This window comes from Pseudomonas sp. SWRI179 (genome assembly GCF_014268705.1).
In the GTDB taxonomy this organism is placed as follows: domain Bacteria; phylum Pseudomonadota; class Gammaproteobacteria; order Pseudomonadales; family Pseudomonadaceae; genus Aquipseudomonas; species Aquipseudomonas zanjanensis.
Map to the genome: position 1 here is coordinate 1 of NZ_JABWRA010000008.1, position 14,413 is coordinate 14,413.

Here is a 14,413-nt window from a genome sequence, read left to right on the forward strand (position 1 = left end):
CCGCCACACAGACGCGGGATGGAGCAGTCTGGTAGCTCGTCGGGCTCATAACCCGAAGGTCGTCGGTTCAAATCCGGCTCCCGCAACCAAACATCAAAAAAGGCTACTCGAAAGAGTGGCCTTTTTTGTGCCTGCTCGTTTTTTGACCACTCGATCAGAGAGACGCCGCCTACGACACCCCACGCGCCGCAGGTTGTAGGACAATTTTCTTTAGATTCCGAGCATTTAGCCAGGCAAGGGACGGATCAGTGGTTTATTTCGCCCCTTCGCCTTTTAACGGTTGACACCCGGGCGTTCGCCTGTAGAATGCCGCCACACAGACGCGGGATGGAGCAGTCTGGTAGCTCGTCGGGCTCATAACCCGAAGGTCGTCGGTTCAAATCCGGCTCCCGCAACCAAATATCAAGAAAGGCCACTCGAAAGAGTGGCCTTTTTTGTGCCTGATGAAAAAAGGCTTCATTACAAATATTTTGTAATTATTTTCTACCGCAGGGATTGGTAACTTCGCTGGTTACCCCCATCCTGTCGCGCATAGCTCAAGAGGTGATTGATGCGCGCCCACTCGTCAGACCCGCAAGACTCCGTTACTGCGACACAACCGATCAAGGCCGAGCGACTGCGCTGGCTGGATCGGATCAGTCAGTACCGCCAGCCCATCGGTCTCGCCGTCACGCTGCTGCTATTTGCGATTGCATTGATCGCCTGCCGCCACTTGCTGAGCGAGCTCGATCTCTACGCCCTGCACGACTCGATTCTGGAAGTGCCCCGGCCTGCCCTGCTCGGCGCGATCGCCGCCACGGTCGTCGGCTTCATCCTTCTCCTGGGCTACGAATGGTCCGCCAGCCGCTATGCCGGTGTGACGCTCCCACCGCAAACCATGATCCTCGGCGGGTTCACGGCGTTCGCCATTGGCAACGCCATTGGCCTGTCGCTGCTGTCGGGCGGCTCGGTTCGCTACCGCCTATATGCGCGTCATGGCCTCGGGGCATCGGATGTCGCCCACATGACGCTGTTCGCCAGCCTGTCCTTGGGCTGTGCGTTGCCGCCGTTGGCCGCCCTGGCAACACTCAGCAACCTGCCCGCCGCGTCTGCCGCGCTGCATTTACCTGCCGCGTTGCTTGGGGCGATTTCCGTGGCGGTGCTGCTGCTCACCAGCGCCTTGGCCATCGGTATTTACCGCCGGCGCCTGTCGGAGCAGCCCCATCGGGACAGCCTTCTGGTAAAGGCCGGGCGTCGCACCCTGCGCCTGCCGGGCCGGCGCCTGACCTTCTTGCAACTGGTGATTACCGCGCTGGATGTGGCCGCGGCCGCCACGGTGTTGTATCTGTTGCTGCCCGAGGCACCGCCGTTCGGCGCCTTCCTGCTGGTGTACCTGCTGGCGTTGGCCGCCGGGGTGCTCAGCCATGTGCCGGGCGGAGTCGGGGTATTCGAGGCGATCCTGCTGGCCGCGTTTGCCGACAAACTCGGCGCCGCCCCCTTAGCCGCGGCGCTGTTGCTGTACCGCTTGATCTACGTGCTGCTGCCGATGCTGGTGGCCTGCGTGTTGCTGCTGATCAATGAGGCACAACGGCTGTTCCAGACGCGCCAGACCCTGCGGGCAGCCTCGGGGCTTGCCGCGCCGATCCTGGCGGTACTGGTGTTTCTCTCCGGTGTGGTGCTGCTGTTTTCCGGCGTGACACCGGAAATCGACACCCGCCTGGAGCACATCGGTTTCCTGATTCCCCATCGGCTGGTGGACGCTTCGCACTTCGGTGCCAGCCTGGTGGGCGTGTTGTGCCTGCTGCTCGCCCAAGGCCTGCGCCGTCGCCTGTCGGCCGCCTGGATGCTGACCACGGTTTTGCTGCTGGTGGGCGCCCTGCTCTCGCTGCTCAAGGGCTTCGATTGGGAAGAAGCCACGCTGCTGACGCTGACGGCGGCCTTGCTGGCTGTATTCCGGCGCTCCTTTTATCGTCCAAGCCGCCTGACCGAATTGCCCTTCTCCCCGCTGTTCCTGATCGCCAGCCTCTGCGTCCTCGGCGCGTCGATCTGGTTGTTGCTTTTTGCCTACCAGGACGTGCCCTACAGCCATCAACTTTGGTGGCAGTTTACCCTCGATGCCGACGCCCCTCGCGGCTTGCGCTCCCTCTTGGGGGCGGCCGTGCTGTTGGTGGTGGTGTCGCTCACCTGGCTGCTGCGCACGGCACGGCCGGTGATCCATTTGCCGACGGCAGGAGAACTGGAACGGGCCAAAACGGTCCTTATGGCATCGTCGCAACCCGACGGCGGCCTGGCCCTGACCGGTGACAAGGCGCTGCTGTTCCACCCCAACGACGAGGCATTCCTGATGTATGCCCGCCGTGGTCGCAGCCTGGTGGCGTTGTATGACCCGATCGGCCCTACCCAGCAGCGGGCCGAAATGATCTGGCAGTTCCGCGACCTGTGCGACATCCACCATGCCCGTCCCGTGTTCTATCAGGTGCGCGCCGAAAACCTGCCCTACTACATGGACATCGGCCTGACGGCCATCAAGCTGGGCGAGGAAGCACGGGTCGACCTCAAGCGTTTCGATCTCGAAGCCAAGGGCAAAGAGATGAAGGATTTGCGCTACACCTGGAACCGCGGCACCCGTGATGGCCTGTCGCTGGAGATCCACGAGCCAGGCCAGGCGCCGATGGACGAACTCAAGGTCATTTCCGACGCCTGGCTGACCGGCAAGAACGTGCGGGAAAAAGGTTTCTCCCTGGGGCGTTTCAGCGACGACTACCTCAAGCATTTCCGCATCGCAGTGATTCGTTTCGAGGGCCGGCCGGTGGCGTTCGCCAACCTGCTGGAAACCCACAGCCACGACCTGGCCAGCCTCGACCTGATGCGTGCCCACCCCGAGGCGCCGAAACTGACCATGGAATTCATGATGGTCGGCCTCATCCAGCATTATAAAAACCATGACTACGCCCGCTTCAGCCTCGGCATGGTCCCGCTGTCGGGCTTGCAACCGCGGCGCGGCGCACCCTTGACCCAGCGCCTGGGTTCAATGGTGTTCCGCCGTGGCGAGCAGCTCTATAACTTCCAGGGGCTGCGCCGCTTCAAAGACAAATTCCAGCCTGACTGGGAACCTCGTTACATGGCCGTGCCCGCCGGACTCGATCCGTTGGTAGCGCTGGCCGATACTGCCGCCCTGATTGCGGGCGGCCTGACTGGACTGGTGAAACGCTGATGATGCAACGCTCCTGGCGATACGTAGTGGCCGCCCTGCTGGTGCTGGCGGTGATTCTCGGTGGCGGTTACTGGTACTGGAACCGCCCGGCCCCACAACCCACCCTGGAACAACTGGCGCCCGCCGATGGCGCAGCACTGACCCGAGTCACCCCCGGCGCCAAGACGCTTGCCCGGGTACTGGTGGCGGTCAATGAGGACCAGAAGCTCAGCGACTCGCAATTGACGACCCTCAGCCGCAGCGGCTCGGCGCAGATCGTCCAGGTGATCCTGCCCAAGGACTGCATGCTGCAAGGCCGCGCCCTGCAAGCCGGCCTGAGAGAACTGCAAGGCCCGGCCACATTGGTCAGCGGCATCGGCCCTGGCGCCGTGCTGGCCTGGCGCTGGCTGGCCGAGCAGAAGGACGACAAGGCCAAGGCCGTGTCGGTGGACCTGGCCCTGGAAAAACCCGGCTGCACCCACCTGTTGCCTAAAAGCGCAGCCCATGGTCATTGGCTGGTGGCCTGGAACGACAACCCCGACGACACCAGCGCCGGTTTCGTCAGGGATCAAAAAAACGCCGAAACCAGCATCAGCGACTACGACATCAACCTGCCGCAAGTGCTGAACAACGAGCTGCGCAAGATCCTGGTGGGCACCGACAAGGCCAAGGGCGGCCTGAGCATTCCCGTGGTGGAAGTGCCTGCCAGCCAGGCGCGGGATACCGTGACCCTGTTCCTCTCCGGAGACGGCGGCTGGCGTGACCTGGACCGCGATGTAGCCGATGAAATGGCCAAGATCGGCTACCCAGTGGTCGGCATCGACACCCTGCGCTACTACTGGCAGCACAAGAGCCCTGAGCAGAGCGCGGCGGACCTGACCGAGCTGATGCAACACTACCGGCAGATCTGGGGCACCAAGCGCTTTATCCTGACCGGCTACTCCTTCGGCGCCGACGTGTTGCCGGCGATCTACAACCGCCTGCCGGCCACCGAACAACAGCGGGTCGACGCGATCATCCTGCTGGCCTTCGCCCGCACCGGCAGCTTCGAGATTGAAGTCGAAGGCTGGCTCGGCAACGCCGGCACTGAAGCCGCCACCGGCCCGGAAATGGCCAAGCTGCCAGCCGACAAAGTGGTGTGCATCTACGGCGGCGAAGAAGCCGACGAAAGCGGCTGCACCGACAAGACCGCCGTAGGGGAAGCCATCAAGCTGCCTGGCGGCCACCACTTCGACGAAAACTACCCGGCCCTGGCCAAGCGCTTGATCGATGAGATCAACAAGCGCCAGAACAAGACAGCCGAACAGTAAACAGATACCAGCCTGACAAAAGCCCCGGCAGCCTTACGGTTGCCGGGGCTTTTTTTGTACCGCCCGGCTTACACACAACCCTCTGTGGGAGCGGGCTTGCTCGCGAAGGCGGCGTGTCAGTCGACATCATCGCCAACTGGCACGCCGCCTTCGCGAGCAAGCCCGCTCCCACAAGGTTCGCCTGGCGCCGACATTGTGTAGCTCATAAAAAAGCCCCCGCTACCGCAAGGCAACGAGGGCTTTTTAAAGACGACGTTCTGCCGCGTCGTACACTTCCTTATCCCGCCGAGCGCCAACGGCCACGATCAACACCTGAATCGCTTTCCCGTCGACCCTGTACACGATACGGGTATCACCTGTTCGAATTCTTCGACATCCCGCCAGGCTGGCTCTGAGCGGCTTACCGGTTTTGTCCGGTTCACCATTCATAATCCGCGCTTCGATGACATCGAGAATCCGGTTCGCGGCCGCCGCACCCCACTGATCCAAATCGTCTTGAACCTCCGGATGGTAAATAACACCCCAAGCCATTCACCGCTCCTTCAGTCGTTTTTGGCGTACCGTGCCCGCATATCCTCATGGCTGATAGCCTTGGCCTGGTCGAAACCGATCAGGCGCTCGCGAGCCGTCGCTTCGACGCGAAGGTTTTCCAGCTCATCGAGCATTTCCTGATAGGCATCGACGTTGATAATCACTGCTGCCGGCTCATTGTCCTTGAAGATGACCAGCTTTTCGGTTGCACGGCTCGATACTTCCTTGAGCTTCGCGCTGAACCCCCTGACCATTGCCGTAACGGATACTGCTTGATCAGCCCGCTCCAGTAACGCTGCCATGTCTTACCTCCTGCCGCATGAATACTGCATATCTTTATACATACCTTGATGCGCAAAGTGTTGCGCGACAACGTGTATAAATCAAGTTGGAAAAAATCACCCGACCAATTGCTGTATTGAAAATACACCCCCATAAAAAAGCCCTCGCCGCCGCAAGGCAACGAGGGCTTTTTTGTTTTCCTGGTGCTACTACATCTCGACCTGCGTCCCCAGTTCGATCACCCGGTTCAACGGTAGATTGAAGAAGCGCAGGTTGCCGTTGGCGTTTTTCAACATGAAGGCGAATAACGACTCACGCCAGCGGGCCATGCCTTCGAGCTTGGAGGCAATGACGGTTTCGCGGCTGAGGAAGTAGGTGGTGCGCATCGGGCTGAAATCCAAATCATCCAGATGGCAGAGCTTGAGCGCCTCGGGCACGTCCGGCTCGTCAGTGAAACCGAAGTGCAGGATCACCCGGAAAAACCCTTCGCCGTAGGCGTCGACCTCAAAGCGCCGTTGCGGCGGTACCCGGGGAATGTCCTCGTACACCACCGTCAGCAGCACCACCTGCTCATGCAGCACCTGGTTGTGCAATAGATTGTGCAACAGGGCATGAGGCACGGCATCCGAACGCGCGGTCAGGAACACGGCGGTCCCCTGTACGCGGTGCGGGGGTTGCACGCGGATGCTGCTGATGAAGATCGGCAGTGGCAACGCCCCTTCGTCCAGGCGATCAACCAGCAGTTGCTTGCCGCGCTTCCAGGTGGTCATCAGCACGAACAAGGCAATACCGGCGATGACCGGAAACGCACCGCCCTGGATGATCTTCGGCACGTTGGCGGCGAAGTACAGACCGTCCACCAGCAGGAAACCGAACAACAACGGGACTGCCAGCAGCGGTGGCCATTTCCACAACAGCAGGATCACCGCGGACACCAGGATCGTGGTCATCAACATGGTACCGGTCACCGCCACGCCGTAAGCCGAAGCCAGCGCGCCGGACGATTCGAAGCCCAGCACCAGCAGCACCACGCCGACCATCAGCGACCAGTTCACCGCGCCGATGTAGATCTGGCCCTGCTCGGCGCTAGAGGTGTGCTGGATGTACATGCGCGGAATGTAACCGAGTTGGATGGCCTGGCGCGTCAGGGAGAACGCGCCGGAAATCACCGCTTGCGAAGCGATGACCGTGGCCAGGGTCGACAGGCCGACCAACGGCAGCAACGCCCAGCTCGGCGCCAGCAGATAAAACGGGTTGCGTGCCGCTTCCGGGTCACCGAGCAGCAACGCACCTTGACCGAAATAGTTGAGCATCAGGCCTGGCAACACCAGGATGAACCAGGCACGGGCAATCGGTTTGCGACCGAAGTGGCCCATGTCGGCGTACAGCGCTTCGGCGCCGGTCAGTGCCAACACCACGGCCCCGAGAATCGCCACGCCCATGCCCGGATGGACCACAAAGAAGCGCACGGCCCAGGCCGGGTTCACCGCCTGCAACACTTCCGGATGCTGCACGATGCCGTACACCCCCAGGGCGCCGAGCACCAGGAACCAGGTCACCATGATCGGGCCGAACAGAATGCCGATCCTTGCAGTGCCGTGGCGCTGGATCAAAAACAACGCCACCAGCACCACCAGCGACAGGGGCACCACCCAGTGGTCGATGCCTTCGAATGCGAGGCCCAGGCCCTCGATCGCCGAAAGCACCGAGATCGCCGGGGTGATCATGCTGTCACCGTAGAACAGCGCCGCGCCGATCAAGCCGCAGATCACCAGGAATGTACGCAGCCGCGCCCTCCCCGCCGCCGCTCGCCGCGCCAGGGCGGTGAGCGCCATGATCCCGCCCTCGCCCTGGTTGTCGGCGCGCAGGACGAACATCATGTACTTGATCGACACGACCCAGATCAGCGACCAGAAAATCAGCGACAGGATCCCCAGCACCCCATCGTGATTGACGGGTACGCCATAGGCCCCGGAAAACACTTCCTTGAGGGTGTACAACGGGCTCGTGCCGATGTCGCCATAAACCACTCCGACCGCCGCGACCAGCATGCTCAGCGGCTTCGCTGCCGAATGCTCGGCACCTGCCACCTGACTACTTGCATGACCCATCCAACACTCCCGATTCCCTGACCTGTCTTCTTGAACGAAACACGATGCTTTGTTGAGGCAGCATGCGCAGTTTTACGCATTGTTACAGATGTTTTGTTGACTGTAGCAATCGCCAGAGCGCAAAGGCGCGAAGCATAGCGCAGCACTCGTCGTATTTCCCGGTATAAAGCTGGTCAAGCAGCCCGGCCACAGATAGAATTGCGCACTTTTTGATCAGAGGCGCGCCAGGCGCCCTGTCTCGACAAGAGACGATCCCCCTACACCGAGGTTAGACATGTCCACCACTCCCGCGCCCGCCAATCCGAAGGTTGGCTTCGTATCCCTGGGTTGCCCAAAAGCTCTGGTCGACTCCGAGCGCATCCTGACCCAGTTGCGCATGGAAGGTTATGACGTCGTGTCCACGTACCAAGACGCCGACGTGGTGGTGGTCAACACCTGCGGCTTCATCGATTCGGCCAAGGCCGAGTCCCTGGAAGTGATCGGCGAAGCCATCAAGGAAAACGGCAAGGTCATCGTCACCGGCTGCATGGGCGTGGAAGAAGGCAACATCCGCAACGTGCACCCAAGCGTACTGTCCGTGACCGGCCCGCAGCAGTACGAACAGGTGGTCAACGCCGTACACGAGGTGGTGCCGCCACGCCAGGACCACAACCCGCTGATCGACCTGGTGCCGCCACAAGGCATCAAGCTGACCCCGCGCCACTACGCTTACCTGAAGATTTCCGAAGGCTGCAACCACAGCTGCAGCTTCTGCATCATCCCGTCGATGCGCGGCAAGTTGGTAAGCCGTCCAGTGGGCGATGTCCTCGACGAGGCCCAGCGCCTGGTCAAGGCCGGCGTCAAGGAGCTGCTGGTGATCTCCCAGGACACCAGCGCCTACGGCGTCGACGTGAAATACCGCACCGGCTTCTGGAACGGCGCGCCGGTGAAAACCCGCATGACCGAGCTGTGCGAGGCCCTCAGCACCCTCGGCGTCTGGGTCCGCCTGCATTACGTCTACCCGTATCCCCATGTCGACGAGCTGATCCCGCTGATGGCGGCCGGCAAGATCCTGCCGTACCTGGATATCCCGTTCCAACACGCCAGCCCGAAAGTCCTCAAGGCCATGAAGCGCCCGGCGTTCGAAGACAAGACCCTGGCCCGCATCAAGAACTGGCGTGAAATCTGCCCGGACCTGATCATCCGTTCAACCTTCATCGTCGGCTTCCCCGGTGAAACCGAAGAAGACTTCCAGTACCTGCTGGATTGGCTGACCGAAGCCCAGCTCGACCGCGTCGGCTGCTTCCAGTACTCCCCTGTCGAAGGCGCACCGGCCAACGACCTGGACCTGGACGTGGTGCCGGACGACGTCAAGCAGGACCGTTGGGAGCGTTTCATGGCGCACCAGCAGGCCATCAGCTCGGCGCGCCTGCAAATGCGCGTCGGCCGTGAAATCGAAGTGCTGGTGGATGAAGTGGACGAGCAAGGCGCCGTGGGCCGCTGCTTCTTCGACGCGCCGGAAATCGACGGCAACGTCTTCATCGACAACGGCAGCAACCTCAAGCCAGGCGACAAGGTCTGGTGCAAGGTGACCGACGCCGATGAGTACGATTTGTGGGCTGAGCAGATCGGTTGATCCATTGAGCTTTTCAGGCCGCTGCAAGACCTGTGGGAGCCGAGCTTGCTCGCGATAGCGGTGCATCAGCCAGCATGAATGTTGGCTGACACGACGCCATCGCGAGCAAGCTCGGCTCCCACAGGTTCTTTTACAAGCCGAAAAATTGAAAAGCCCCGCTCTTGTAACGAGATGCGGGGCTTTTTTACGGCTATCGTATGGAGAAACCCAGCACATCCAGCACAAGGAACTGATGGACATGCGCCAGCATTCGGTCATCCACACACCGAAACCGAGCGATTACCAGGAACTGACCCAGGTCTGGGAAGCGTCGGTGCGGGCCACCCATGACTTTCTACCGGACAGCTACATCGAATTGCTGAAAAACCTGGTACTCACTCGTTACCTGGATGCGGTGATGCTCATTTGCACCCGTGACGCACGCCAACGGATCACCGGTTTCGCCGGTGTCGCGGCGGGCAAGATCGAGATGCTCTTTATCGACCCGCAACACCGTGGCCAGGGCCTGGGCAAGCTGTTGCTGCGCTACGCCATGGAACACCTGAACGCCGATCAACTGGACGTCAACGAACAGAACCCGCAAGCCCTGGGCTTTTACCTCAAGCAAGGCTTCGAAGTGGTCGGGCGCTCGGCAAAAGATGGCATGAACCAGCCCTACCCGCTGCTGCACATGCGCTACAAGCAGCCTGACCTGAAGGCGGGACGCGGCTAAAAGTTGCATGAGGCAAATGGACCCGCGATTAACCGGCGCCAGGCAGGTACAATGCCCACCCTCTTTTTGTTACGGCCCCCGTCATGACTGACCCGATTCGTCTCTCCAAACGCCTCATCGAACTCGTCGGCTGTTCCCGTCGGGAGGCTGAGCTGTTCATCGAGGGCGGCTGGGTCACCGTGGACGGCGAAGTGATCGATGAGCCGCAGTTCAAGGTGACGACCCAGAAAGTCGAACTCGACCCCGAGGCCAAGGCCACCGCGCCGGAGCCGGTGACGCTCCTGCTGAACGTCCCGGCAGGCATGGATGTAGACACCGCAATGGCTTCCCTCGGACCGCAGACCCTGAGCGAAGAACATCGCTTCGGCAAGCGCCCGCTCAAGGGGCATTTCCTGCGCCTGACCGCCAGCGCCGACCTGCAGGCCAACGCCAGCGGGCTGCTGGTGTTCACCCAGGACTGGAAGATCTTGCGCAAACTCACCGCCGACGCCGCCAAGATCGAGCAGGAATACGTGGTGGAAGTCGAAGGCGAAATGGTCGCCCATGGCCTCAATCGCCTGAACCATGGCTTGACCTACAAGGGCAAGGAACTGCCGGCGGTCAAGGCCAGTTGGCAGAACGAGAACCGCCTGCGCTTTGCCATGAAGAACCCGCAGCCCGGCGTGATCGCGTTGTTTTGCCAGGCGGTCGGCCTCAAGGTCGTCGCCATTCGCCGCATCCGCATCGGCGGCGTCTCCATCGGCAAAGTGCCGCTGGGCCAGTGGCGCTACTTGTCTACCAAAGAAAAATTCTAATTTCCCCGGCGCCGCACCGAACGCAGGCGCCCACTGCCGATTGATCAGGACCGCACACATGATTCACAACGACGTACTGCGCAGCGTGCGCTACATGCTCGACATCAGCGACAAGAAAGTCATCGAGATCATCAAGCTGGGCGGCCTCGACGTCTCCCTGGCGGACTTGGCGGGCTACCTCAAGAAAGACGAGGAAGAAGGCTTCGTGTTCTGCCCCGACGAGGTCATGGCGCATTTTCTCGATGGCCTGGTGATCTTCAAGCGCGGCAAGGACGAAAGCCGTCCGCCGCAGCCAATCGAAGTGCCGGTGACCAACAACATCATCCTCAAGAAACTACGGGTGGCCTTCGAACTGAAGGAAGACGACATGCACGCCATCCTCAAGGCCGCCGAGTTCCCGGTGTCCAAGCCGGAACTGAGCGCGCTGTTCCGCAAGTTCGGCCACACCAACTACCGACCGTGCGGTGACCAGCTGCTGCGCAACTTCCTCAAGGGCCTGACGCTGCGCGTTCGCGGCTGACTTCCCAGGCCTCCTGGGCCTTTGTGGCGAGGGAGCTTGCTCCCGCTGGACGCGCAGCGTCCCCTCGCAGTGTGTCAGACAAAACCAGGGGGGCCGCTTCGCGGCCCAGCGGGAGCAAGCTCCCTCGCCACAAAAGCGTCCTCGCCACAGAGAACAGTGCCAACCTGGTCCCTCGCGTTATGATGCCTTTTCAACCTCGCCCCGATCCCAACCCATGACCTACAGCGTCTCCCCCATCGGCTTCCTACGCTCCTGCTTCAAGGAGAAGTTCGCCATTCCCCGCCAACCGCAACTGGCGCCGGCCGCACGCGGTGTGCTGGAACTGGTGGCGCCGTTCGACCAGGGCGAGGCGGTGCAGGGCCTGGAGCAGGTCAGCCATGTCTGGCTGCTGTTTCTGTTCCACCAGGCCCTGGAAGACAAGCCACGCCTGAAAGTGCGGCCGCCACGCCTGGGTGGCAACAAGTCCATGGGTGTTTTCGCCACTCGCGCCACCCATCGCCCCAACGGCATCGGCCAGTCGGTGGTGAAGCTGGAACGGGTGGAAGCCGGACGCCTGTGGCTCTCGGGCATCGATTTGCTGGACGGCACCCCGGTGCTGGACATCAAGCCCTACGTGCCCTACGCCGACATCATCGGCTCGGCCACCAACAGCATCGCCAGCGCCGCGCCTGAGTTGATTCCGGTGCAATGGGCTGACACTGCGCTGCTTCAAGCCCATAAGCATGCCACGCGCCTGGAAGAACCCTTGGTGGAGTTGATTGAGCAATGTTTGGCCCAAGACCCACGCCCGGCGTACCAGACTCCTACAGCCGAACGGGAATATGGTGCGCAGTTCTGGGATCTGGATGTGCGTTGGCATTACCCGGAGCCGGGGTTGATCCGGGTGCTGGAAGTGATTCCGGCGAAACCGTAAACACCAGAAACGAAAAAGCCCGCGCGGCCTTCATCAGGCGGCGCGGGCTTTTTTGTGGGGGCGTGCCTGTTGGACCGAGTCGCCTTCTTCGCGAGCAAGCCCGCTCCCACAGTGGATCTGTGGTGAACACAAAATTCGCGCTCACCGCGATCTAATGTGGGAGCGGGCTTGCTCGCGAAAGCGGTCCGACATTCAACCACTATGTTGGCTGACACCCCATTTCACACTTATCGCAACAGTTTACTTCTCTACAAACGCCCGCTCGATCAGGTAGTCACCCGGCTCGCGCATACGCGGCGAAACGGTCAGGCCGAAGCTGTTGAGCACTTCGCTGGTCTCGTCGAGCATGCTCGGGCTGCCGCACAACATGGCGCGGTCGTCCTGCGGGTTGATCGGTGGCAGGCCGATGTCGCGGAACAGCTTGCCGCTGCGCATCAGGTCGGTCAGGCGGCCTTCGTTCTCGAACGGCTCGCGCGTCACGGTCGGGTAGTAGATCAGCTTGTCACGCAGGGCTTCGCCGAAGAACTCGTTCTGCGGCAAGTGCTCGGTGATGAACTCGCGATAGGCGACTTCATTGACGTAGCGCACACCGTGGCACAGGATCACTTTTTCGAAACGCTCATAGGTTTCCGGATCCTGGATGACGCTCATGAACGGCGCCAGGCCAGTACCGGTGCTGAGCAGGTACAGATGCTTGCCAGGCTTGAGATCGTCCAGCACCAGGGTGCCGGTGGGTTTCTTGCTGATGATGATCTCGTCGCCTTCCTTCAGGTGCTGCAGCTGGGAAGTCAGCGGACCATCGGGCACCTTGATGCTGAAGAATTCGAGATGCTCTTCCCAGTTCGGGCTGGCAATCGAGTAAGCGCGCATAAGCGGGCGGCCGTTGGGCTGTTGCAGGCCGATCATCACGAACTGACCGTTCTCGAAGCGCAGGCCCGGATCGCGGGTGCACTTGAAGCTGAACAGAGTGTCGTTCCAGTGATGAACACTGAGGACACGCTCGTGGTTCATGTTGCTCATGTACGGGGACTCCTGGGAATGATGCCTGCGCCGATAATCTGCGCAATTGCATCGCATTCTAATGGCGGCGACAATATCTGTTAAATGGATTATTAAGATAAGGGTTATCGGTTATATAGATATGCGATTTACTTTACGTCAACTTCAAGTCTTCGTCGCCGTCGCCCAGCAGGAAAGCGTGTCTCGCGCTGCGGGCCAGCTCAATCTGTCGCAGTCGGCGGCCAGCACCTCCATCACCGAACTGGAGCGGCAATCGAGCTGCCAGCTCTTCGACCGTGCCGGCAAACGCCTGAGCCTCAATGCCCTGGGCAAACAACTGCTGCCCCAGGCCGTGGCGCTGCTGGACCAGGCCAAGGAGATCGAAGACCTGCTCAACGGCAAATCCGGTTTCGGCTCACTGGCGGTCGGCGCGACACTGACCATTGGCAATTACCTGGCGACCTTGTTGATCGGCGGTTTCATGCAACGCCATCCGGAAAGCCAGGTGAAGCTGCATGTGCAGAACACTGCCAATATCGTGCACCAGGTTGCCCACTATGAAATTGATCTGGGTCTAATCGAAGGCGACTGCAGCCACCCGGACATCGAAGTGCAAAGCTGGGTCGAGGACGAACTGGTAGTGTTCTGTGCCCCTCAACACCCGTTGGCCAAGCGCGGCCAGGCAACCATGGAGGAATTGACCCATGAAGCCTGGATTCTGCGGGAGCAGGGTTCGGGCACGCGACTGACCTTCGACCAGGCCATGCGCCACCACCGTAGCGCGTTGAATATCCGCCTGGAGCTGGAACACACCGAAGCGATCAAGCGCGCCGTGGAATCCGGCCTGGGCATTGGCTGCATCTCCCGCCTGGCCTTGCGCGACGCCTTTCGCCGCGGCAGCCTCGTCGCGGTGGAAACCCCGGACATGGACCTGGCGCGGCAGTTTTATTTCATTTGGCACAAACAGAAGTACCAGACCTCGGCCATGCGCGAATTCCTCGAACTGTGCCGGGCCTTCACCGCCGGGGCCCAACGCAGCGACGAAATCGTGCTGCCGGCCATTGCCTGACCCGTTACAGCAGGATCAGGCCCCACACCAATGCGATCATCGTCAGGGCGACGAACTGGGCGGCGCTGCCCATGTCCTTGGCGTTTTTCGACAACGGGTGCAACTCCAGGGAGATGCGGTCGATGGCCGCCTCCACCGCCGAGTTGAGCAACTCCACGATCAGTGCCAGCAGGCACACGGCAATCAGTAGCGCCTGTTCGACACGACTGACGTTCAGGAAGAACGACAACGGAATCAGGACGACGTTGAGCAGCACCAACTGACGGAAAGCCGCTTCGCCGACAAAAGCCGCGCGCAGCCCGTCCAAGGAATAGCCGGAGGCGTTGAGGATGCGTTTCAGGCCGGTCTGGCCTTTAAAAGGTGACATAGAGTGGGCAACTGATCG

At 61.1% G+C, this 14,413-nt stretch carries 13 protein-coding genes and 2 tRNA genes; 10 read left to right on the forward strand and 5 right to left on the reverse strand.

What is annotated here, in order from left to right; genetic code table 11:
* Positions 1-12 precede the first annotated feature (12 nt).
* The 4 genes from HU767_RS06310 to HU767_RS06325 all read left to right on the forward strand — a co-directional run bounded on the left by HU767_RS06310 (position 13) and on the right by HU767_RS06325 (position 4,482).
* A tRNA-Met gene (locus HU767_RS06310) sits at positions 13-89 on the forward strand.
* Positions 90-321: 232 nt separating this feature from the next.
* A tRNA-Met gene (locus tag HU767_RS06315) sits at positions 322-398 on the forward strand.
* 152 nt (positions 399-550) lie between these two features.
* A complete protein-coding gene (mprF, locus tag HU767_RS06320) occupies positions 551-3,193 on the forward strand; it encodes a bifunctional lysylphosphatidylglycerol flippase/synthetase MprF (protein ID WP_186728863.1) in 2,643 nt (880 codons plus the stop codon).
* A complete protein-coding gene (locus HU767_RS06325) occupies positions 3,193-4,482 on the forward strand; it encodes a virulence factor family protein (RefSeq protein WP_186728865.1) in 1,290 nt (429 codons plus the stop codon). The genes mprF and HU767_RS06325 overlap by 1 nt, the downstream gene beginning before the upstream one ends.
* Positions 4,483-4,725: 243 nt before the next feature.
* On the opposite strand, the gene HU767_RS06330 is transcribed toward HU767_RS06325, so the two are convergent.
* The 3 genes from HU767_RS06330 to HU767_RS06340 all read right to left on the reverse strand — a co-directional run bounded on the left by HU767_RS06330 (position 4,726) and on the right by HU767_RS06340 (position 7,406).
* On the reverse strand, positions 4,726-5,013 hold the full coding sequence (locus HU767_RS06330) for a type II toxin-antitoxin system RelE/ParE family toxin (RefSeq protein ID WP_186728867.1): 288 nt from the start codon (positions 5,011-5,013) through the stop codon (positions 4,726-4,728).
* Positions 5,014-5,024: 11 nt separating this feature from the next.
* Positions 5,025-5,315: a type II toxin-antitoxin system Phd/YefM family antitoxin gene (locus HU767_RS06335; RefSeq protein ID WP_186705563.1), complete on the reverse strand. Its 291-nt coding sequence runs from the start codon at positions 5,313-5,315 to the stop codon at positions 5,025-5,027.
* A gap of 189 nt (positions 5,316-5,504) precedes the next feature.
* On the reverse strand, positions 5,505-7,406 hold the full coding sequence (locus HU767_RS06340) for a potassium transporter Kup (protein WP_186728869.1): 1,902 nt from the start codon (positions 7,404-7,406) through the stop codon (positions 5,505-5,507).
* 274 nt (positions 7,407-7,680) lie between these two features.
* On the opposite strand from HU767_RS06340, the gene rimO reads away from it, so the two are divergent.
* The 5 genes from rimO to tsaA all read left to right on the forward strand — a co-directional run bounded on the left by rimO (position 7,681) and on the right by tsaA (position 11,960).
* Positions 7,681-9,021: a 30S ribosomal protein S12 methylthiotransferase RimO gene (rimO, locus tag HU767_RS06345; protein ID WP_186705561.1), complete on the forward strand. Its 1,341-nt coding sequence runs from the start codon at positions 7,681-7,683 to the stop codon at positions 9,019-9,021.
* 238 nt (positions 9,022-9,259) lie between these two features.
* On the forward strand, positions 9,260-9,733 hold the full coding sequence (locus HU767_RS06350; protein ID WP_186705560.1) for a GNAT family N-acetyltransferase: 474 nt from the start codon (positions 9,260-9,262) through the stop codon (positions 9,731-9,733).
* A gap of 83 nt (positions 9,734-9,816) precedes the next feature.
* Positions 9,817-10,527, forward strand: coding sequence for an rRNA pseudouridine synthase (locus HU767_RS06355; RefSeq protein ID WP_186728871.1), 711 nt, complete (start codon positions 9,817-9,819; stop codon positions 10,525-10,527).
* A 58-nt stretch (positions 10,528-10,585) separates the two neighbouring features.
* Positions 10,586-11,047, forward strand: coding sequence for a DUF1456 family protein (locus tag HU767_RS06360; protein ID WP_053182473.1), 462 nt, complete (start codon positions 10,586-10,588; stop codon positions 11,045-11,047).
* Positions 11,048-11,261: 214 nt separating this feature from the next.
* On the forward strand, positions 11,262-11,960 hold the full coding sequence (gene tsaA / locus HU767_RS06365; RefSeq protein ID WP_186728873.1) for a tRNA (N6-threonylcarbamoyladenosine(37)-N6)-methyltransferase TrmO: 699 nt from the start codon (positions 11,262-11,264) through the stop codon (positions 11,958-11,960).
* A 240-nt stretch (positions 11,961-12,200) separates the two neighbouring features.
* Here the strand turns inward: tsaA and fpr are convergent, their stop codons facing one another.
* Positions 12,201-12,980 carry a ferredoxin-NADP reductase gene (gene fpr, locus HU767_RS06370; RefSeq protein WP_003184787.1) on the reverse strand — a complete coding sequence of 260 codons (780 nt, stop codon included), beginning with the start codon at positions 12,978-12,980 and terminating at the stop codon, positions 12,201-12,203.
* A 121-nt stretch (positions 12,981-13,101) separates the two neighbouring features.
* Here fpr and HU767_RS06375 point away from each other — a divergent pair, with 121 nt between their 5' ends.
* Positions 13,102-14,028 (forward strand): LysR family transcriptional regulator, encoded by a 927-nt coding sequence (locus HU767_RS06375; protein WP_024617637.1) that lies wholly within the window; start codon positions 13,102-13,104, stop codon positions 14,026-14,028.
* 4 nt (positions 14,029-14,032) lie between these two features.
* Here HU767_RS06375 and HU767_RS06380 read toward each other — a convergent pair whose 3' ends face one another.
* Positions 14,033-14,395, reverse strand: a complete 363-nt coding sequence (locus HU767_RS06380; RefSeq protein ID WP_053118952.1) for a diacylglycerol kinase — start codon at positions 14,393-14,395, stop codon at positions 14,033-14,035.
* Positions 14,396-14,413 lie beyond the last annotated feature (18 nt).